Annotated in this window: 16 protein-coding genes; 9 read left to right on the top strand and 7 right to left on the bottom strand. The window is 63.0% G+C overall.

Features of this window, described 5'->3' with window-relative positions:
• Positions 1-26 precede the first annotated feature (26 nt).
• Positions 27-2204, bottom strand: a complete 2178-nt coding sequence (locus DZG07_RS00410; RefSeq protein WP_119813492.1) for a TonB-dependent siderophore receptor — start codon at positions 2202-2204, stop codon at positions 27-29.
• A 148-nt stretch (positions 2205-2352) separates the two neighbouring features.
• A complete protein-coding gene (locus tag DZG07_RS00405; protein ID WP_119813491.1) occupies positions 2353-3237 on the bottom strand; it encodes an AraC family transcriptional regulator in 885 nt (294 codons plus the stop codon).
• 172 nt (positions 3238-3409) lie between these two features.
• Here DZG07_RS00405 and DZG07_RS00400 point away from each other — a divergent pair, with 172 nt between their 5' ends.
• Positions 3410-4072, top strand: a complete 663-nt coding sequence (locus DZG07_RS00400) for a DedA family protein (protein WP_119813490.1) — start codon at positions 3410-3412, stop codon at positions 4070-4072.
• A 4-nt stretch (positions 4073-4076) separates the two neighbouring features.
• Here DZG07_RS00400 and DZG07_RS00395 read toward each other — a convergent pair whose 3' ends face one another.
• Positions 4077-4430, bottom strand: a complete 354-nt coding sequence (locus DZG07_RS00395) for a DUF423 domain-containing protein (RefSeq protein WP_119821262.1) — start codon at positions 4428-4430, stop codon at positions 4077-4079.
• A 201-nt stretch (positions 4431-4631) separates the two neighbouring features.
• Between DZG07_RS00395 and DZG07_RS00390 the strand changes: the two genes are divergently transcribed.
• The 4 genes from DZG07_RS00390 (at position 4632) to DZG07_RS00375 (ending at position 11344) form a co-directional block, all read left to right on the top strand.
• Positions 4632-6947 carry a Tex family protein gene (locus DZG07_RS00390; RefSeq protein WP_119821260.1) on the top strand — a complete coding sequence of 772 codons (2316 nt, stop codon included), beginning with the start codon at positions 4632-4634 and terminating at the stop codon, positions 6945-6947.
• Positions 6948-7261: 314 nt separating this feature from the next.
• Positions 7262-8230 (top strand): sugar-binding transcriptional regulator, encoded by a 969-nt coding sequence (locus tag DZG07_RS00385; RefSeq protein ID WP_119813489.1) that lies wholly within the window; start codon positions 7262-7264, stop codon positions 8228-8230.
• Positions 8231-8279: 49 nt separating this feature from the next.
• Positions 8280-10337 (top strand): bifunctional aldolase/short-chain dehydrogenase, encoded by a 2058-nt coding sequence (locus tag DZG07_RS00380; RefSeq protein WP_119813488.1) that lies wholly within the window; start codon positions 8280-8282, stop codon positions 10335-10337.
• A gap of 215 nt (positions 10338-10552) precedes the next feature.
• Complete coding sequence (locus DZG07_RS00375) at positions 10553-11344, top strand: phytanoyl-CoA dioxygenase family protein (RefSeq protein WP_119813487.1); 792 nt, start codon at positions 10553-10555, stop codon at positions 11342-11344.
• Between the two features lie 71 nt (positions 11345-11415).
• On the opposite strand, the gene DZG07_RS00370 is transcribed toward DZG07_RS00375, so the two are convergent.
• From DZG07_RS00370 to DZG07_RS00360, 3 genes are all read right to left on the bottom strand, one after another.
• Positions 11416-12468, bottom strand: a complete 1053-nt coding sequence (locus DZG07_RS00370) for a substrate-binding domain-containing protein (RefSeq protein WP_119813486.1) — start codon at positions 12466-12468, stop codon at positions 11416-11418.
• Positions 12469-12605: 137 nt separating this feature from the next.
• Complete coding sequence (locus tag DZG07_RS00365) at positions 12606-13601, bottom strand: ABC transporter permease (RefSeq protein ID WP_119813485.1); 996 nt, start codon at positions 13599-13601, stop codon at positions 12606-12608.
• A 76-nt stretch (positions 13602-13677) separates the two neighbouring features.
• A complete protein-coding gene (locus DZG07_RS00360; protein ID WP_119813484.1) occupies positions 13678-15189 on the bottom strand; it encodes a sugar ABC transporter ATP-binding protein in 1512 nt (503 codons plus the stop codon).
• Positions 15190-15332: 143 nt separating this feature from the next.
• On the opposite strand from DZG07_RS00360, the gene mtnK reads away from it, so the two are divergent.
• The 3 genes from mtnK (at position 15333) to DZG07_RS00345 (ending at position 20074) form a co-directional block, all read left to right on the top strand.
• A complete protein-coding gene (mtnK, locus tag DZG07_RS00355; RefSeq protein WP_119821258.1) occupies positions 15333-16607 on the top strand; it encodes an S-methyl-5-thioribose kinase in 1275 nt (424 codons plus the stop codon).
• A complete protein-coding gene (gene mtnA, locus DZG07_RS00350) occupies positions 16604-17701 on the top strand; it encodes an S-methyl-5-thioribose-1-phosphate isomerase (protein WP_119813483.1) in 1098 nt (365 codons plus the stop codon). The genes mtnK and mtnA overlap by 4 nt, the downstream gene beginning before the upstream one ends.
• Before the next feature lie 480 nt (positions 17702-18181).
• A complete protein-coding gene (locus DZG07_RS00345) occupies positions 18182-20074 on the top strand; it encodes a bifunctional sugar phosphate isomerase/epimerase/4-hydroxyphenylpyruvate dioxygenase family protein (RefSeq protein ID WP_119821256.1) in 1893 nt (630 codons plus the stop codon).
• 100 nt (positions 20075-20174) lie between these two features.
• Here the strand turns inward: DZG07_RS00345 and DZG07_RS00340 are convergent, their stop codons facing one another.
• Complete coding sequence (locus DZG07_RS00340) at positions 20175-20888, bottom strand: DUF1428 domain-containing protein (protein WP_119813482.1); 714 nt, start codon at positions 20886-20888, stop codon at positions 20175-20177.
• A gap of 154 nt (positions 20889-21042) precedes the next feature.
• Between DZG07_RS00340 and DZG07_RS00335 the strand changes: the two genes are divergently transcribed.
• Positions 21043-21363, top strand: a complete 321-nt coding sequence (locus tag DZG07_RS00335; RefSeq protein WP_245429557.1) for a hypothetical protein — start codon at positions 21043-21045, stop codon at positions 21361-21363.
• The last annotated feature ends 50 nt before the right edge of the window (positions 21364-21413 follow it).

The raw sequence follows: 21413 nt of genomic DNA, 5'->3' as shown, positions 1-21413 counted from the left end.
GCGGCAGAGCTTCGGATGATGGCTTGTTACCAGCTGACATTGGCCTTCAGCTTGAACGATCGCCCTTCGGCATAGCCGCAGGAGAGCTCCGTCTGGCAGCTCGCCACATAGGCCTTGTCGAAGACGTTGGTGACGTTGAGGTCGACACCCCAATTGTCCTTCTTGTAGCCGAGCTTGGCGTCGAAGACGGTTGCCGACGGCACTTTCAAGGTGTTCTCGTTATCGGCCCAGGACGAGCCGACATAGCGCACGCCGCCGCCGACGCTGAAGCCTTCCAGTGCAGTATCCTGGTCGAAAGTGTAGTCGAGGCTGAGCGATGCCTGCTGCTCCGGCACGATGAAGGGCGTCTTGCCGATTACTGCCGGATTCGTGTCTTTTCTTATCTGAATGTCCATTGCGGTGAATGCCGCCGTCACCTTCAGATTGTCAGTGACGTTTGCCTTGCCTTCGAGTTCGATGCCGCGTGAGCGGACCTCACCCGTCTGGACTTGCGCGAAGATATTGTTTGGATCGGCAGTCAGAACATTCTGCCGGGTCAGGTCGAACAAGGCGACGGTGAAGAGGCCGTCGAAGGATGTCGGCACATATTTGACGCCGACCTCATATTGCGTGCCGGTTTCCGGCTGGAAAAGCGCACCAGCCGCGTTAGTGCCGATGGTAGGATTGAAGAACGTGGCGATGCTGGCATAGGGCGTGATGCCGTTGTCGAACTCGTAGGCCAGACCGGCACGACCGGACCACTCGCCATCATCACTGCTGATCGTGTTGTTCTGCGTCGGTGCGTAGAATGTGGGACGGTTCTTGGCGTCGGTCCACACCTGGTCATAACGCCCGTTGAGCGTGACCAGCCAGCCGTCTGCGAAGCGCAATTGGTCCTGAACATAGAGGCCGAGCTGGCTCTGCTTGAGATCCTGGTTGAGGTAACTCACGCGAGGGGTTTGCGGCACGCCGTAGATGGGGTCGAGAACATCGATCGGCGTGGTCGTGCCAAATATCGCCGACGACTGCACCTGATCGATATTGTAATATTTGTAATCGATGCCGGCGAGGATCGTGTGCTCGATCGCGCCGGTCTGCACCTTCCCCTGTATCTGATTGTCGATGAGGAAGCTGTTGACCTGCGTGTCGTGGCCGAAATTGATCCGGGCGAGTTCGGTGGGGCTGGCATAGCCGTTGGGGTAGAGGCTGACTTCGCTGATGTCGGCGTGGAGGTAGCGGGCGTTCTGCCGCACGGTCCAGTCATTGTCGAAAGTGTGCTCGAATTCGTAGCCGATCGACGCCTGCTTGCGCAGATAGGAATCGAGGCTCGGCTCCGTGTAGTTGGCGTCACGCGGGATGCGGCCGAACGGTGCATCGACCACGGTGCCGATATAGGGCAGGAAGGCGCCGCCATTGTGGATTTCGTCGATATAGGTGAAGTTCGACAACAGAGTGAAGCTGGTCTGTTCATCCGGCTTCCAGGTCAGGCTTGGCGAAACCGAGCCGCGAAATCCGTCCGCGAAATCCGAATAGGTGTTGCCGCCGGCGATGCGGCCGCTCACCCGGTAATCGACCACGTCGCTGGCCTTGTCGCCGATGTCGAAGCCGAGATAGACGTTGCCGGCGTCGTTCACGCCGGTTTCGATCGTGCGAAGGCGCTCGCCGGTCGGACGCTTGCTGACATAGTTGATCAGGCCACCCGGATTGCTGCCGCCATAGAGGACCGAGGCGGCTCCCTTCAGCACTTCGATGCGCTCCAGATTGTAGGAGTCGACGAAGACGCCGCCAAAGGCATAGCTGTATTGCTGCAAGCCATCCTGATAGATGCCGGTAGCGGTCGCCTGGAAGCCGCGAATGAAAATCCAGTTGGTGTCGCTGTCCGGGCCGAAGGGCTGGGAGAAGACGCCCGCCGTATAGCGCAGCGCCTCGTCGGCCTTCTGTGCGCCCTGGTCGTCGATTTCTTCGCGGCCGATGACGGAGACCGATTGCGGGATTTCCTCGATCGGCGTGTTGGTCTTGGAGCCGGTCGCCGTGCGCTTGGCGACGTAGCCTTTCACCGGGCCGGTGGCAGAGCCATCCTGCGTCTGCCCCTCGACGACCACCTGGTCGAGGACGATCGCACTATCGGCCTGCTGTGCCGAAGCTGCCATTGGCCACAGCGCGGCAAGAGCTGCCGTGCTGCTCAGGAGAAATGTCGCAAAGTTGCGTCTGGAAATGCCCGTCATTGTCACCCACCCCGGAATAGGGCCGAAAGGCCCCGAACCTCTCGAGGGGAACCGTCTGCGGCCTGACTAATATAAGATGAGTGTCTATATCAAGTTATTTGAACGGGATTGAACGTTACTGGCGCGGATTGAACGTTTTTGGGCTGTTCTACGCAGCGTGACCGCGTTGCCAGCTTGCCGGCGTGGTTCCGACCATGCGCTTGAAAACGCGGGTGAAATGCGCCTGGTCGGCGAAGCCGGCAGCGGTTGCCACGTCCGTCAGCGAAGTTTCGGGCCGCTCGAGCAGTTTTTTCACCCGAGCGATCCGCGCACGCATCTGCCATTTGTGCGGCGCCATGCCCGTCGAGGCCTTGAAGGCGTGGCTGAAATAGGATTGCGACAGGCCGGTCAGGTCGGCCAGTTCCTGGAGGCGGATGTTGCGCAGGCAATTGTCCTCGATGTAGTCGATCGCGCGGCGAAGCTGGCGGGGCGCCAGCTGGCTGCGCTTGCGCTCCTTCCGCTGCCCGATCTGGAGCAAAGCGAAGAACAGCGCCGTCGTCAGCCCATCGCCATAGAGATCGTTGAGGCCGCTTGGGTTGGTGCATTCGGCGGCAATCAACCGGGCGAGGCTCTGCACCCTTTCGTCCGAAAACATCAGGCGCGGCGTCTCGACCGCGTGGCCGTCGAGTTCGTCGGCAAAGCGGGCGCCGAGCGTGGCCATGTCGAAATGCAGGTCGAGATGCCTGAGGGCGCGAAGGTTCTCCACCCGCGACCAGACCCGCAAGCCAGCCGGAACATAGCAGAGCGGATTGCCGATTTCCGCGGGATCGCCCCGGTAACGCCCCGGCGCTGTCACGACATCGATGCCGCCATCGCCTGTCTTGTCGAGCACGACGATGAGGCGCGGGTCCGGCGAGACATATTCGCCGCCCGCACCCTCAGTACATTCGACGCTCCAGACATCGGCGATCACCCCGTTCCATGCACGCCAGCGAAGGTCGCCGACGACGGTGATCCCTTCGATCCTGCTCTGCATTTTGGGATGGAATGTCATTGGCTGTGTTTCCGGCCCTGCCTGGGTTGATTTCTACAAAAACTAGTGCTGAAAAGTCAAGTTTTTGGCTGGCGCATGCGTCCTATAGCGCCTTGACGCGGCGGGTGCGCTTCCCGATTGTCTGCCGCGAACGCGGATCATCCTGGCTCGCGAAACGGCGAGTGGAGAAACAGTGCAGGAATTCGCGGCCGATCTCGGAACCTTCATCGAGGCCAACAAGGCCTGGGCCGGTGTCGTCATGGCGCTGGTCGCCTTCGGGGAATCGACCATCATCGTCGGCGTCCTCATTCCGGCGACGCCGTTCCTGCTGCTGGTCGGCGGCCTGATCGCTTCGGGCGTGGTCGATCCGCTGCCGGTCCTGCTTGGCGCTTTTACCGGCGCCGTTGCCGGCGATTTCGTCGGTTATCTGCTGGGCCGCCGTTTTGGCCCGGGCCTCGTCTACCGCTGGCCGCTGTCCAATTATCGCGAAGGCATTGCCAGGGCGCGGCTGTTCTTCCGGCGCTATGGTTTTGCGGCGGTGTTTTTCGGGCGCTTCTTCGGGCCGATCCGCTGCACGATTCCCGTGGTCGCCGGAATGATGGGCATGGACAGCCGGCGGTTCCAGCTTGCCAACATGTTTTCTGCCGCCGTCTGGGCGCCGGTGATGATCGCGCCCGGGTTTTTGGCGGTCCATGGCCTGATGGAGGCCGATATCCGCACAATGTCCGAGACGGGCTGGCTCGGCCTAGCTATATTCATGACGGTCGGCGGCACGGTGGCTGCAATCGTCGGCGTAAAGCTTCTTGGACGGAGGCCGACCCGGCGCGCCAAACGTGGATTGGCGCGGGTCGAGTAGGCTCCTATTCGGCACTAGACGGCAGCAATGCTGACGCCGCGATCAGAACCCAGCCAACAATCAGCAAAGTACCGCCGATGGGCGCTGCGAAGGGAAACAGCCGCCCGCCGAGAAAATCGCGCGCCAGAAGATCGCCGGCAAACAGCACCAGCCCGACCAGAAGCACAATCGCGCCGATGCGCAGGAACCGCCCGCCGGCAAACAGGCCGATCGCCAGAAACACCGGCGCATGCGTCATCAGGAAGGACGACACCGTGCCGGTGAACGCACCGCCCGCATGGGCAGCCGATGCCGCGAGCGCTACGCCGGCCACGCCGCACAGGCCGCCGGCCCCGACTAGAAAACCGTCTTTCTGCATGATCTTTCTCGCTTTCATCGCGTGAGAACGGGTGTCGTTTCAGCTATAGCGTGGCTTCAGGGTGCTGGCACCTGCCGAGGAGCGACCACGATGTCGCGGCGCTTTCCTGTGGAGCGGCATTTTGACGGCGCTTTTGCGTGATTGGCTTTCGCCTGCGAACCGACCTATGGTCGCCGCCCCATTGCCGACAGTGAGAAAGACATGGCCGCAGACGTCAAACGCATCGCCGCAATCATCGCCACCGAAGTCAACGCGCGGGCCGAACAGGTCGCGGCAGCCATCAGCCTGCTCGACGAGGGTGCGACGGTGCCGTTCATCGCGCGTTACCGCAAGGAGGTGACCGGCGGGCTCGACGATACGCAACTGCGGCTTCTGGCCGAGCGGCTGATCTATGTGCGCGAGCTCGATGCGCGCCGCGACACCATCATCGAATCGATCCGCAGCCAGGGCAAGCTGACCGAGGAACTGGAAACGGCGATTGCCGCCATCACCACCAAGGCCGAGCTGGAAGATATTTATCTCCCCTACAAGCCCAAGCGTCGCACCCGCGCCGAAATTGCCCGCGAGCGTGGCCTTGCGCCGCTGGCCGAGGCGATCCTCGCCGATCGCGCGGCGGTGCCTGCCGAACTGGCGGCGGCCTACATCACCGTCGACGTGCCGGATGTGAAGACCGCGCTGGATGGCGCGCGCGATATCATTTCCGAACAGTTCGCCGAAAACGCCGAGTTGCTGGGGCGCCTGCGCAACCACATGAAGGAACGCGCCTTCCTGCGCGCCAGGGTCGTGGACGGCAAGCAGGAGGCCGGCGCCAAGTTTTCCGACTATTTCGAGCATGTCGAGCGCTGGGCGAATGTGCCGAGCCACCGCGCGCTCGCCATGCTGCGCGGCCGCAACGAGGATTTCCTGTCGCTCGACATCGAGGTCGATGCCGACGACACCTCACCGGTAAAGCCGGTCGAACGCATGATCGCCGACGCCTATGGCATCGGCCGGGCAGGGGCGGGCGACCAGTGGCTGGCCGAAGTCGCCGGCTGGACATGGCGGGTGAAGCTGTCGCTTTCGCTCTCGCTCGACCTGATGCGCGAGCTTCGCGAAAAATCCGAGGAGGAAGCGATCAAGGTCTTTGCCCGCAATCTCAAGGACCTGCTGCTCGCCGCGCCTGCCGGCTCGCGCGCCACGATGGGGCTCGATCCTGGCATCCGCACCGGCGTCAAGGTCGCCATCATCGACCAGACCGGCAAGCTGCTCGATACCACGACGGTCTATCCCTTCCCGCCGCGCAATGATGTGCGTGGTACGCAGGCCGAACTGGCGCGGCTGATTTCAAAGCACAAGGTCGAGCTGGTCGCCATCGGCAACGGCACCGGCAGCCGCGAAACCGAGCGCCTCGTCGCAGACATGCTGTCGGACATGCCTTCGCCTAAGCCGCTGAAGGTGATCGTCAGCGAGGCCGGCGCTTCGGTCTATTCCGCGTCCGAAATGGCCGCCAACGAGTTCCCCAACCTCGATGTCTCGCTGCGCGGTGCCGTTTCCATCGCACGCCGTCTGCAGGACCCGCTGGCCGAACTCGTCAAGATCGAGCCGAAGTCCATCGGCGTCGGCCAATACCAGCACGACGTCGACCAGTATCGGCTTGGCCGCTCGCTGGAGGCCGTGGTCGAGGATGCGGTGAACGCCGTCGGCGTCGATCTCAACACGGCGTCCGCCGCCCTGCTGGCGCGCGTGTCGGGCGTTGGTTCCTCGCTTGCCGAAGCCATCATTGCCCATCGCGACGCGACGGGGCCGTTCGCCAGCCGCAAGGACCTCTTGAAGGTCAGCCGGCTCGGCCAGCGCACCTTCGAGCAATGCGCCGGCTTCCTGCGTATTCCGAACGGCGCCGAGCCGCTCGACGCTTCGGCCGTCCATCCCGAAGCCTATGGCGTCGCCAAGAAGATCGTGGCGGCCTGCGGTCGCGACCTGCGCACCCTGATGGGCGACAGCGCCGCCCTCAAGGCGCTCGACCCGCGTGTGTTCGTGGACGAGCGCTTCGGCCTGCCGACGGTGCGCGACATCATCGCCGAGCTGGAAAAGCCGGGCCGCGACCCGCGCCCGGAATTCAAGACCGCGACCTTCGCCGACGGTATCGATGACATCAAGGACCTGAAGCCGGGCATGGTGCTGGAAGGCACCGTCACCAATGTGGCGGCCTTCGGTGCCTTCGTCGATATCGGCGTGCATCAGGACGGGCTGGTGCATCTGTCGCAGCTTGCCGACCGCTTCGTGAAGGACGCGCATGAGGTCGTGAAGGCCGGCGACGTGGTCAAGGTGCGCGTCGTCGATGTCGACATCAAGCGCAAGCGCATCGGCCTGACCATGCGCAAGCATGACGATGGTGCGGCGAGACCGGCAGCGCCGTCCCGGGATGATCGCTCGCCACCGCGTGGTGGTGGCAAATCGTTCAGCAAGCCGGCTTCATCCGACAAGGGCGGGCACGGCGCTTTCGGCGCGGCATTGGCCGAGGCGATGAAGCGGAAGTAGACCGCCGGAAGCCTTGGCGTTGCGTGGGTTTCGCGCTCAATCACAGAACAATTGCCTCCGGAACCACCCCCACCCCTAGCCCCTCCCCGCAAGGGGGAGGGGGACTTTGTTGCACGCCCGCCCAGCCTCAATCGTCAACGTTCGTGGTGGCTAAAACGACGAAATCGTCCCCCTCCCCCTTGCGGGGAGGGGTTAGGGGTGGGGGTGGTTCCACCACTCAAACCTGTCGGAGAATACCCTTCGCCCGACCGAAGCGCGGTCGATTGACTTTTGTCAGCCTCGGTGAATAATGTAAAAAATGGGAGAGCGGAGCGATGGCGATCCGGGCGACAGATCAGATCATCCACAAGGCCGCATGGCTCTATTATACGCATGGCCTTCGCCAGGACGAGGTCGCAAAGCAGCTCGGCATTTCGCGCGCTTCGGTCGCCATGTATCTGCGCAAGGCGCGCGACACCGGCATCGTCACCATATCGACTTCGACGCAGCTTTTCAGCCAGGACGTGCTGGCGCGCGAGGTCGAGGACGCCTTCGGCCTCGATACTGTCTGGGTGGTCTCGCCCGAGCGCGATGCCCCTGATGCCGCTGCCGAAGTGCCGGTCGTGGCGGCGAGCGTCTTTCTCGAACTGGTCCAGCGCGGCCAGCGCATTGGCGTGGCCTGGGGCCGCACGGTTTACTCCATGGCCGACGTCATGCCCTTCGCCGACCTTCAGGATGTCACGGTCGTGCAGCTCTGCGGCAATCTCGGCGCGCCCTATTCCTACCGGCCCGACCAGTGCACCATGGAGATCGCCCGCCGGCTCAACGCCAAGGGCCTGAACTTTTATGCGCCGCTGGTGCTGAGCTCCGAGCGGCTGGCGCAGGAATTGCGCGACGAGCCGGTTATCCGCGAACAGCTGGCAAGCGTGGCCGACTGCGACTTGGCGCTCTATTCGATCGGCACAGTCGATGAGGATAGCCATGTCGTCAAATGCGGCGCGATGAGCCCGAGCGAGGTGCATGCGCTGCGCGACAATGGCGCGGCCGGCGTCGTCGCCGGCCAGATGATCGACCGTCACGGAAAGTTGCTAGACTGCGACTACAATCGCCGGGTCATTTCGGCAGACCTCAATTCGATCCGGGCAATCAGGCGGCGCATGGTGGTGATCCAGGAAGACAGCAAGCTCGAACCGCTGCTCGCAGCCCTTGCCGGCGGCTTGTGCTCCCATCTGGTGATCACCGCTGAAATGGCCCGGCGGCTGCTGGCACGCGCCGCAAAGCCTTCTGTCAGGGCCTCTGCCTGACGCGAAAATCAACAAACCTTCAAGCGAACACGCAATACGGGAAGAGACAATGAAGAACCTGTGGAATGACGCCGACGCCGAGGCGCTTGTCGAGGTCTATGTTAAGAAAGGCGTCGCGCGCGATCTGGCGCTGCGCGTCTATACCACGCGCCTGCTCGGCGGCGAGCCGCGGCTGGTGCTGCATGGCGGCGGCAACACCTCGGCAAAGATGCGGGTCAAGGACCTGATCGGCGACGAATGGGATGTGCTGTGCGTCAAGGGCAGCGGCTGGGACATGGCCGTCATCGAGCCGCAGGGCTTGCCGGCGGTGAAGATGGGATCGCTGCTGAAAGCGCGTGCGCTCGACAAACTGTCCGACGAGGATATGGTGACGCTGCAGCGCGCCAACCTCATCGATCCCTCGTCGCCCAATCCGTCGGTGGAAACGCTGCTGCACGCCTTCCTGCCGCATAAATTTGTCGATCACACCCACTCGACCGCCGTCCTTGCCATCGTCGATCAGGGCGAGAACAGCGAGGCGCTGATCCGCAAGGTGTTCGGCCCGAAGATGGGTTATGTGCCCTACATCAAGCCCGGTTTCGATCTCGCCAAGGCGGCAGCCGAAGTGTTCGAGGCCGATACCAGCGTCGAAGGCCTGATCCTCGACAAGCACGGCATCTTCACCTTCGGCGACAACGCGAAGGAAGCCTACGATCGCATGATCCATCATGTGACGGTAGCCGAGGATTTCATCGCCAAAAGTGGCAAGCCTGCGCCGAAGCCGATCGAGCTTCCGAAGACGCTCGCCAAGCCGGCCGACTTTGCCTCTTTCCTGCGCGGCGCGGTTGCCTTCGACCGTGGCGAGGGCCGCTTCGATCGCATGGTCAGTGACTTCCGCACCTCGCCCGCGATCGTCGAGTTCTTCAACCGGCCCAATCTCGCGGCCCTTGCAAAGCAGGGCGTCAGCACGCCCGATCTGTCGATCCGTATCAAGACCGGGCCGATGGTGCTGCCGGCGCCGGACGCCGAAAAACTCGGCGACTACAAGAAGGCGATCCGCGAGCATGTCGCAGCCTTCGAGAAGGATTACCGCAGCTATTTCGACACCAACAATGCGCTGGACGATGTCGAACGCACCATGCTCGATCCAATGCCGCGCCTGTCGCTGGTGCCGGGGCTCGGCATGTTCGGTCATGGCCGCACGCTGAAGGATGCGAAAATCGCTTCCGATGTCGGCGAGATGTGGATCGAGGCGGTGCGCGGTGCCGAAGCCGTCGGCGACTTCCACCCGCTCAGCCAGGCCGAACTGTTCGGCCTCGAATATTGGTCGCTGGAGCAGGCCAAGCTTGCCTCCAACAAGCCCAAGCCGCTGACCGGACAGGTGGTGCTGGTGACGGGCGGTGCAGGCGCGATCGGGGCTGCGACGGCGAAACTCTTCGCGCAGACCGGCGCACATGTCGTGGTCGTCGATCTTGATGCGGCCAAGGCCGCAGAGGTCGCCAAGAAGGCCGGCAACAATTCCATCGGTGTCGGGGGCGACATCACCAAGCCGGAAGACGTTCGCGCAGCCTTCGACGCGGCGGTGTCCACCTATGGCGGCGTCGACATCGTCGTATCGAATGCAGGTGCTGCCTGGGAAGGCGCTATCGGCGACATCGACGATGCGCTGCTGCGCAAGAGCTTCGAGTTGAACTTCTTCGCTCACCAGAGCGTGGCGCAGAACGCCGTGCGCATCTTCAGGGAGCAGGGTACAGGCGGCGTACTTCTGTTCAATGCGTCCAAGCAGGCGGTCAATCCGGGCGCAAAATTCGGCGCCTACGGCCTGCCCAAGGCGGCAACGCTATTCCTGTCACGGCAATATGCGCTGGAATATGGCGCGCTCGGCATCCGCTCCAACGCGGTCAACGCCGACCGCATCCGCTCCGGCCTGCTCACCGACGCTATGATTGCCAGCCGCTCGACCGCGCGCGGCCTGTCGGAAAAGGACTATATGTCGGGCAATCTGCTCGGGCAGGAAGTGACAGCCGAGGACGTCGCACTCGCCTTCCTGCATCAGGCCTTGGCCGAACGCACGACGGCTGATGTGACCACCGTCGACGGCGGGAATATCGCGGCGGCGTTGCGGTAATGATCGCTTGAGGGCAGCCGAGTGCTGCCTGCAATCTCCACGGCTCTGGCCGGCGCTCTTGCCTCGCAGGCAACGCCGGCCTATGTCGGGTACATGATGTTTATGTCCACATTCTTCCCGCTGGCCTGACCGGAGCAACGTTCCGGGGCGCCTTGTGCGCCGAGCAGGTTTTGATGGCGCCGCGTGGTTGGTCGCCAAACGGAGATAATTGGACAATGCCGAAATCCAGCCAATACGGCCTGAGTGAAGCTCAGGTCGATAAATTCATTGATCATGGTTATGTCGCGCTGGAGGGTGCCTTCAGCAGCAGCGTTGCCCGGGCGTGCCGCGACATTATGTGGACGGCAATGGGGCTCTCGCCGGATCGTCCGGAAGAATGGAGGCAGCCCGTCATTCGCCTGGGCTTCATGACGCAGCAACCCTTCGTCGAGGCCGCCAACACCTCGCGCCTGCACGCCGCTTACGATGCGCTTGCGGGCGAGGGCCGCTGGATACCGCCGCAAGGGCTTGGGACATTTCCCGTCCGCTTTCCCTCCCACGACGATCCGGGCGACACGGGATGGCATGTCGACATGAGCTTCGGAACCGATAATCCGGATTTCATGCAGTGGCGGAGCAATGTCACAAGCACGGGACGCGCGTTGCTGATGCTGTTCCTGTTCTCGGACGTGGGGCCTGACGATGCGCCGACGAGAATTCGCGTCGGCTCGCATCATATGATCGCGCGCCGTCTCCTGCCTCGGGGGCCGGAAGGCATGACGCTGCAGGAGTTGGCGCAGGATGGCTTTGGCGGCGCGGAGACCTGCGACGAGGTATTGGCGACCGGCCGGGCCGGAACGGTGTTCCTGTGCCATCCCTTCATCGTTCACACCGCGCAGCCGCATCGCGGAACGCAGCCGCGTTTCATGGCGCAGCCGCCGCTGCTGCCGAAGGGCGAGTTCGATCCGTCTCTGCCGCCATCACCGGTTCAGATCGCGATCAGAAAGGCGTGCGGCCTGAAATTCTGAAGGCAAATCGCTACAAGCAGAAGGGCGGCCAATCAGGCCGCCCCTCGTTTTTCTTGCGATTTCGCAAGAGATCACTTGTTCGGGTTCGGCATCCAGGCCGGCATGGCGACATCGGCATGGGCGAATTGCGGCAGCTTGGCCGACAGGTCTTCCATGTTCTTGATGTCGTTGTCGTTGAGGTCCTTCTGGGTGATCAGCGTCGGCGGCACGATGACGCTCTTGCCCGGGTCTTCGCCGGCCAGAAGCTGTGCCAGCGCGCGCACCGAGACCTGGCCGACGACGGCTGGGTTGGTGGCGGCGGTTGCGGCCCAGGCGCTGCCCGACTCGCGCATCGCGGCGATGTCGGAGGTCGAGATATCGGCCGAGTAGATCTTGATGTCGGAGGACAGGCCGGCCTCGTCGACCGCGATCTTCACGCCCTTGGCGAACTCGTCATAAGGGGCGAACATCACCTTGATGTCGGGATTGGCGGTGATCACCGAGCGGGCCTGGTTGGCGACCGAATTGGCGATCGGATTGTCCAGCGTGCCGAACATCGCTTTCTCCTCGATGCCCGGATATTTCTTCTTGAAGTCCACCCAGGTCTCGTTGCGGCGGTCGAGCGGGGCGATGCCGGCGACATAGACATAGCCGGCCTTCCAGCTTTCGCCATTGTCCTTGATCGCTTGCTCCAGCGCCAGCCGGGCGAGGTCGCGGTCCGACTGCTCGATCTGCGGGATCTTGTCGTTCTCGACATTGACGTCGAAGGCCACGACCTTGATGCCGGCATCGACAGCGCGCTGTGCCGCTTCCTTCATGGATTCGGTCAGGCCGTGCTGGATGATGATGCCGTTGACGCCAAGCGCGATCGCCTGGTCGACCATGTCGGCCTGCAGGGCGGCATCCTGCCGGCTGTCGAGCACGCGCAGGTCGACGCCCAGCGCCTTGGCCTGGCTTTCCACGCCTGACAGATAGGCCTGGAAGAAATCGCCGGTCGAGAGATAGCGCACCAGCGCGATCTTGACGTTGCCGGGATTGTCGAACGGCGCGGGCTTTTCCTGGGCCATGGCCGGCAATTGCATAAGGCAGGTGGCGCCGACCAGGCCCATTGCCATTTTACCGAGAGTTCTGCGATCGATCTTCATGACTTTCCTCCACTGAAAACCTGACTTCAAAGTATCGACCTAGATCGCCGTGCGTCCATTTGGACGCACAAAGGACGATCTAGCACTTAGAATGAGCATCGGACCGAAAACCGGTACCCACTTTTCGGTCCGATGCTCTATCTCTGGCCACTCCTCGACAATGCGAAGGTGAAGACCAGCGCAACCACCAGAACCACGCCCTTGACGAAGTCCTGCGTGTAGTAGGGCGCGTTCATCATCGTCAGCCCCTGCAACAGGATGCCGACGAAGAGCGCGCCGATCGCGGTGCCGAAGGCGTTGGGCTTTGCAGCGCCCAGAACGGCAAAACCGATGAGTGCGGCGGCAACGGAATCCAGCAGCAGATTGTTACCCGAAGCGATGTCGCCGCGTCCAAGTCGCGCCGCGAGCAAAATTCCGCCGATTGAGGCGAAAATGCCGGAAATCACATAGGCCCAGATCTTGTATGCCTTGACAGGCGCGCCGGCGAGCTGGGCGGCGCGTTCGTTGCTGCCCACCGCATACATCATGCGCCCGAAACGGGTGTATTCGAGGAAGAACCAGATCAGCACGGCGAGGATCAGAAGCACCACGACCGAGACCGGGACGAGGTTGGGAATGAAGAAATCGAAGCGGTGGCGTCCGAGCGCCAGGAAGGCCGGGCTGAAGGTGCCGCTCGCCACCGAACCGTCGGGCATGGTCATGCCGGTGGCGATCGAGCGGCCCTCGGTCGGGATGCGCTGAAGGCCGACCAGCAGGAACATCATGCCGAGGGTCGCAAGCAGGTCCGGCACGCGCATATAGACGATCAGGAAGCCGTTGATCAGGCCGACGATGACGCCGATGGCCAGGCAGACGATGACGGCGACAAGCGCATTCTGCTCCAGCACCACCATGACATAGGCGGCAGCCATCATTGCCGTCGTGGCGACCGAGCCGATGGACAGGTCGAAGCCGCCGACGACCAGCGTGGCGGTGACGCCGAGCGCCAGAACGCCGGTGATCGCCACCGACTGGAAGATGAAGACCGCACTTTGCGGCGAAACGAAACCGCTGGCCGAAATGGCGAAATAGGCGATCATCGCCGCCAGAAGCGCGAGGAAGCCGTAGCGTATTGCAAGGTCACGCACTGTCATTCTGCGCAGCCTCCGCCGGCGCGCGCCGAAATCGTCATGAAATGCATTCCGTCCTGGCTCCTGTGTATTTGCAGCCTCATGCCGCGCCCCGCACCGGCTGGCCCGCGATCTCGGCGAGCAGCCGGTCCATGTCGACTTCGGCATTGCGGTGTTCGCCGACGATCGAGTGTTCGGACATCACCAGAATGCGGTCGGCGGTTTCCAGCGCCTCATCGAGTTCGGTGACGAAGATGAGCGTGGCGCGGCCGGCGGAACTCGCCCGCAGCTTGGCGGCGATGTCGCGGCGCGCGGCAATGTCGACGCCCTGGAACGGCTCGTCGAGAATGAACAGCCGTGCAGTCTGCGACATCCAGCGCGCCACCATCACCTTCTGCTGGTTGCCGCCCGAAAGCGTGCCCATCTCGTCGCGCTCGGTGCGGCAGACGATGCCGAGATCGGCGATCTGCTGACGCGCCGTGACGCGTTCGGCGCCGCGCTTCAACACACTCAAACGCGACAGGCGCTGGAGGAAGGGCAGGCTCATATTCTCGTAGATATTGAAGTCGTGGACGATGCCGTTCTCGGCTCGGTCCTTGGCGACGAGAAACACACCGGCATTGATGGCCTCGCTGGTCGATTTCGGCGCATAGGACTGGCCATTCAGATTCATGTCGCCGGCCAAAGGCTTGCGCAGGCCGAACAGCGTTTCGGCCAGCGCCGTTTTGCCGACGCCAACAAGGCCGGTGATGGCGACGATCTCGCCGTCGCCGAGGGTCAGCGAAAAGGGTGTTGATCCTTCGGCGATCCGCAGGTGCTCGGCTGAGAAGATCGCCCCGTCGGCATGGCGCACGGCAACCGCGCTGAGGCCGATCTTCTGGCCGAGCATGGCATTGACCGCGCCTTCGTAGTCGAGCGGCTTTTCCCCGAACACACCGGCAATGACGCCGTCGCGCAGGCTGATGATGCGGTCGGCAAGCCGGCGGATGTCGGACATGCGATGCGAGATGTAGAGGATCGCCACGCCGCGCCCGCGCAGATGGTCGATCAGCTTGAACAGGCGGTTCGCCTCGGCGCTGGAGAGCGACGAAGTCGGCTCGTCGAGAATGAGCACCTTCGGCTCATGCGCCATGGCGCGCGCAATCGCCACCATCTGCCGGTCGGCCAGCGACAGGTCTGCGATCTGGGCGTCGAGGTCAATCGACAGGCCCATCGCATCGGCGACTTTTCGCGCTTCACGACGCACGCGGCGCGGATTGAAGAGCAGCGGAGCGCCCTTGCCGTTCAGCCGGTCGAGCGTGAGGTTGGTGGCGACATCGAGGGCCGCGACCACGCCGTCGGCAATGTTCTGGTGCACCGTCACCACGCCGGCGCGAATGGCTTCTGCAGGAGTGGCCGGTTGAAAGGGTTTTCCGTCGAGGGTGATTTCGCCTTCATCGAGGCTGTAGACGCCGCTGACGATCTTCACCAGCGTCGACTTGCCGGCGCCATTGGCGCCCATCAGCACCGTCACCTCACCCGCGTGAAGTTCCAGCCCGACCCCGCCAAGCACCTGAATGGGACCAAAGGATTTCTTCAGGCCCGCAGCGCGGAACACGGCACCCTCGACCATTCATTTCCTCCCAATGACAAGGATGCTATGAAGCGCATCATCAAATGTCAATACGATTGACATTTGACAGAATGGTGAGCTACCCCTTTCATGGTCTTGTCTGGTCCGTCATGCTTGGCGCAGGCAGGCGACGGGAGGAACCGGTGACGAAAGTGATGACATTCGAGGCATTGTCGATCGAGACGCTGGCGTCGCGGCTGGGTGGCACGGAGGCGGTCACCGCACGCATCGGCACTGACACCGGCAAGTGGAAGGTACGCGAGGTTGGCGACGGCAATCTCAATCTCGTCTTCATCGTCGAGGGCGAGAAGGGCAGCGTGGTCGTCAAGCAGGCGCTGCCTTATGTGCGGCTCGTCGGTGACAGCTGGCCGCTGCCACTCAAGCGGTCCTTCTTCGAATATCACGCGCTGACAAGACAGGAAGCCCGCGCCGGCAAGGGCACGGTGCCCGCGATCTACCATTTCGACGAGGCGCAGGCGCTGATCGTCATGGAGTATCTGTCGCCGCATATCATTCTGCGCCGGGCGCTGATCGAGGGGCGCACGCCGCCGAAGATCGCGCGCGACCTCGGCCTGTTCATGGCCCGCACGCTGTTCCGCGGCTCCGACCTCCATATGAAGGCGCGGGCGCGCAAGGAGGATCTGGCGCTGTTTGCCGACAATGCCGAGCTTTGCGACATCACCGAGAATCTCGTCTTCACCGATCCCTATTTCGAAGCGGCGATGAACCGCCACACCACGCCGCAGCTCGACGGCATCGTCGCCGAGTTGCGCGCCGACCGCGACCTCAAGGTCGAGGCGCAGAGGCTGAAGCATCTCTTCGCGGCCAATGCCGAGACGCTGCTGCATGGCGATCTCCACTCGGGCTCCATCATGGTGACCGACGAGGACACGCGGATCATCGATCCCGAATTCGCCTTCTATGGGCCAATGGCATTCGATGTCGGCATGCTGCTGGCGAATTTCTGGATGGCGTTCTTCTCGCAACGCGGCCACGAGCAGGACGGCAATCGCGAGGCTCAGCGCGCTTATCTGCTCGGCGTGATCGTCGAGACATGGTCGGTCTTCCGCACCGAATTCGCGCATCTGTGGCGCACAGAACGCAGCGGCATGCTCTACGCCAAAAGCCTGTTCGAGGAGCGCGGCGATGTCTTCGGCAGCGAGCAGGCGCTCGACCATGTGCTGCACGGCATCTGGACCGACATGCTGGGCTTTGCCGGCGTCGAGATTCACCGCCGCATTCTCGGCCTCGCCCACAATGCCGATTTCGAGGCCATCGAGGATGAGGATCTGCGCGCGGCCTGCGAGACGAAGGCGCTGAAGTTCGGCCGGCATCTCGTCGTCAACCGCCGCAACATCCACAGCCTCGATGAAATCAATGCGCTGGCCGGTCTGATCGAAAAGGAGAAAGTCGCGTGAATGTCGGAGACCGCCACTACCGGACGATCTGGCTGAATGAAGACGGAAAATCCGTCGACATCATCGACCAGCGCTGGCTGCCACATGATTTTCGCATCGAGACTGTCGGCACGGTGGACGGCATTGCAACGGCGATCCGCGACATGTGGGTGCGCGGCGCGCCGCTGATCGGCGTGACGGCGGCCTACGGCATGGCCTTGCAGACGCTTGACGACCCGTCTGACGCCGCACTCGATGCTGCCTGGGAGAGGCTGCACGAGACGCGGCCGACCGCGATCAACCTGCGCTGGGCGCTCGATGAGATGCGCAATCTGCTGCGGTCGCTGTCCGAGGCCGAGCGGGCCAAGGCTGCCTACAAGCGCGCCGCCGAGATCGCCGACGAGGACATCGAGCTCAACCGCGGCATCGGCCGCAACGGCCTCGAAATCATCCGCGCGATCGCGGCGAAGAAGAAGCCCGGCGAGACCGTCAACATCCTGACCCACTGCAATGCCGGCTGGCTGGCAACCGTCGACTATGGCACCGCGACCGCGCCGATCTATCTGGCAGCGGAGGAGGGCATTCCGGTCCACGTCTATGTCGATGAAACGCGCCCGCGCAACCAGGGCGCACAGCTCACGGCGTGGGAGATGGTCGGCCATGGCGTGCCGCACACGCTGATCGTCGACAACGCCGGCGGGCACCTGATGCAGCGCGGCGCAGTGGACATGGTCATCGTCGGCACCGACCGCACAACGGCGGACGGCGATGTCTGCAACAAGATCGGCACCTATCTCAAGGCGCTTGCTGCGCGCGACAATGACGTGCCGTTCTACGTCGCGCTGCCGTCGCCTACCATCGACTGGACCGTCGGCGACGGCCTGAAGGAAATCCCGATCGAGGAGCGCTCCGGCGATGAGGTTTCGCTGGTCTGGGGCAAGACGGCTTCGGGCGAAATCGCGCAGGTGCGCGTCTCGCCCGAAGGCACTACGGCCGGTAACCCCGCCTTCGACGTGACCCCGGCGCGACTGGTCACTGGCCTCATCACCGAGCGCGGCGTCGCCAAGGCCTCGCGCGAAGGCCTGCGCGAACTCTTTCCCGAACGGCGGGGCTAAGCACGCCGAAGGCTCTGCTCGATATTCGCCGACGCGTTGGGCGCATGCCGCGCCGCGCGCCTTCGCGTTCATGCGTGGCCCGATCAGGCTGATCACGATCGCGGCGGTCGGCCTGATGTGCGGTCAGTGCGCGCAGCACGTCGATGATCCTGTCGCCAGAAACGGGCACTCAACTCCTCCCCGAGGCGATATAGCCGAAGCGGCAGTCTGCCGCTCTTGTGTTTGACCGAGCGTCGCCGGTAAATGGCTGTGCTTGCCGGGCCACCTTCTCGAAGATTTTCGGCCGTGATTTCGGCGCTGAGGACCAGCTTGAAAGGCTGCGCCGCAATGCTGTCGATATGGTCGTCCGTTTCGCGACGCGCAGCGAAAACCTCGTGGAGTGATGGCGGCTCGGCTGGTTTTGCATCGCTGCGGGATGCATTTGTGCAGGCGTTGTTCTAGACGAACTGGTTCGTACTTTTATTCGGAGACTTTTGCATGATGAAGACGTCGATAGCGACGGTATCGATATCGGGCGATTTCGGCGAGAAGCTTGCAGCGATTGCGGCGGCCGGCTTCGACGGCATCGAAATCTTCGAGAACGATTTTCTGGCCTTCGACGGCTCGCCGCGCGATGTCGGCGCGATGGTGCGCGATGCCGGGCTGGAAATAACGCTGTTCCAGCCGTTCCGCGACTTCGAAGGCCTGCCCGAGCCGCAGCGCGGCCGCGCCTTCGACCGGGCCGAGCGCAAGTTCGACGTCATGCAGGAATTGGGCACGGACCTGATGCTGGTCTGCTCCAGCGTCTCGCCGGTTTCGCTCGGCGGCATCGACCGCGCGGCGGCTGATTTCTTCGAGCTGGGCGAGCGGGCGGCAAAGCGGGGGCTGCGCGTCGGCTATGAGGCGCTCGCCTGGGGCCGGCACGTCCACGACCATCGCGACGCGTGGGAGATCGTGCGGCGCGCCAATCACCCCAACATCGGTATCATCCTCGATTCCTTCCACACGCTGGCGCGCAAGATCGATGTGGGGTCGATCCGTTCGATTCCGAAGGACAAGATCTTCATCGTCCAGCTTGCCGACGCACCGGCCATCGACATGGATTTGCTCTACTGGAGCCGCCATTTCCGCAACATGCCGGGCGAGGGCGACCTGCCGGTCAAGGATTTCATGCGCGCGGTCGCTGCGACAGGCTATGACGGCTATCTTTCGCTGGAGATATTCAACGACCAGTTTCGTGGCGGCTCGGCCAAGTCGATCTCCGTCGACGGCCACCGCTCGCTCGTCTACCTGATGGACCAGGTGCGGCGCGAGGAGCCCGACATCGCGCTCGCCACGCCGGACATTCCCGACCGGGTCGGCGTTCATGGCGTGGAGTTCGTCGAGTTCGCCGCCGACGAGACTGATGCGGCGAGCCTGGCGACGATGTTTGGCGCGCTCGGTTTCCATAGGGAAGGCCGCCATGTCTCCAAGAACGTGACGCTCTACCGGCAGGGCGGCATCAATCTGGTCATCAACACCGAGCGTGAGAGTTTTGCCCATTCCTCCTTCACCGTGCATGGCACTTCGGTCTGCGCCATCGGGCTGGGTGTGGAAAATGCGCATGCGGCCGTATCGCGTGCGCGGGCGCTGGGCGCCGAACCCTTTGAACAGGCGGTTGGGCCTGGTGAACTGACGCTGCCCGCCATTCGTGGCGTCGGCGGCAGCGTGGTTCATTTTGTCGACCGCACGTCGGAACTGGCGCGGGTGTGGGAAGTCGAGTTCGTTCCAACCGACGATCCCGTTCCCGCGCGTCCGGTCGGTTTGCAGCAGATCGATCACGTCGGCCAGACGATGGGCCATGACGAGATGCTGACCTGGCTTTTGTTCTACACGTCTATTTTCCGGACGCGTAAGACGCCGATGGTCGACGTCATCGACCCGGCCGGCATCGTGCGCAGCCAGGTCATCGAAAACGACGACGGCTCGCTGCGGCTGACCCTCAACGGCGCGGAAAACCGGCGCACGCTTGCCGGCCATTTCATCGCCGAGAGTTTCGGCTCAAGCACCCAGCATCTGGCGTTTGCGACCGACGATATCTTCGCCACGGCCGCCGCGCTGAAGGCGAACGGCTTCGCCACGCTTGCCATCTCGCCGAACTACTATGACGACGTCGAAGCCCGCTTCGGGTTGGAGCCCGAGCTTGCCGACCGCCTGCGCGAGGAGAACATGCTCTACGACCGCGATGAGCATGGCGAGTATTTCCAGCTCTATGCCCCGACCTGGGGCGAGGGCTTCATCTTCGAGATTGTCGAGCGGCGCGGCGGCTACAAGGGCTATGGCGCGGCCAACGCTCCCTTCCGCATTGCCGCGCAGAAGCGGCACATGCGGCCAAGGGGAATGCCCCGGGTCTGAGTTTGGGCAAGGCTCAGAACGCCTCAAGCCAACGCGACGAAACAATGCGAGCAAACGCACCGAATGGACGGCACGTTTGCTCTGAATCCAACGGGCAATTTCAGGCGTCGATAAGCGGCAGGAAACCGCCATGGACCCTGCGCTTGTTGTCGTAGGGCTCTGAATCCGCATACATGCGCGGGTCGGCGATCACCTTCTCCCAGCCTGCGTCGCGGACTTCCTTCGACGGCCATTCGATCCAGGAATAGACGACCTTCTCGTCGCCTGCGGCCTTCACCGCGCCCTTGTAGTCGGTGACCTTGCCGTCGGGAATGGCGTCTTCCCAGGTGTCGACGACACGCGTCGCGCCATGTTCCATCAGAACCGGGATAAGCTTGGCCGACAGTTCATGATAGGCAGCCTTGTTGCTGGCGGGCACGGGCACCAGCGAGCCATCGACATAGCCCATCTTGCCCTTGGCGTTTTCGTCGAGAACCGACGTGAAGCCACCGAAGATCATGCGCATGCCATCATAGGGCATCGTTGCACCAAGTTGCTTCATGCGCGGGTCGCTCATGAATTTCTCGTTGGCCGCGTCGGCCACTTCCTTCGAAGGATATTCGTGCCAGGCAAAGACGATGATCTCGTCCGGCTTTGCCTTCACCGCGCCCTTGAAGTCGGTGATCGTGCCATCCGGCACATCGTCGCCCCAGGTCTCGACGACGCGGGTTGCGCCGTATTCCCTGAAGATTGCCGCGGCGTCCGCGGCGTGCTTGCGATAGGCTTCCTTGTTGGCGGCGGGCACCGCAGCGACGCGTCCTTCGATATAAGCCATTCTTCTCTCCTCTTTGTTCGAAGCGGTTTTCCTGCGCTTGCAGGCCCCTTCACGTGAAAGACGATGCGAATGGCCAAAAAGATTCTCTGGCCTCGAGAATCTTTTTGCGGGCCTCCGGCGTCTTGGTAGCAGGACAAGCATCAGGAGAACGACGATGGGTTACGCAGTCATTCGCTACAGCGTGAAAGACGGCAGGCTGGAGGAGAACCGCGCGCTGATCGCAGGTGTGTTCGAAGAACTCGACCGGTCCGCGCCGCAAGCGTTGCAATATCTCGCGCTCGAACTGGATGACGGGGAGTTCATCCACGTTATTGGCACGCAGGACGAAAGTGCTGCCTCGCCATTGCCCGGGTTCGCCGCCTTCAAGGCGTTCACGGAAAACCATGCTGAGCGACGCTCTACGCCGGTGATGCGGTCGCAGGCGAAGGTCATGGGCAATTACCGCATGCTTGCAGGGCCGAAACCGACGACCTAGGGTTCCGACCCGGGTAGGGTAAATTGCAGAAAATCGGAAACAGCACGGGA

It is taken from the genome of Mesorhizobium sp. DCY119, assembly GCF_003590645.1.
GTDB lineage: Bacteria > Pseudomonadota > Alphaproteobacteria > Rhizobiales > Rhizobiaceae > Mesorhizobium_M.
The sequence above is the reverse complement of the archived record's forward strand: the minus strand, read 5'-3'. Positions and strand labels throughout refer to the sequence as shown.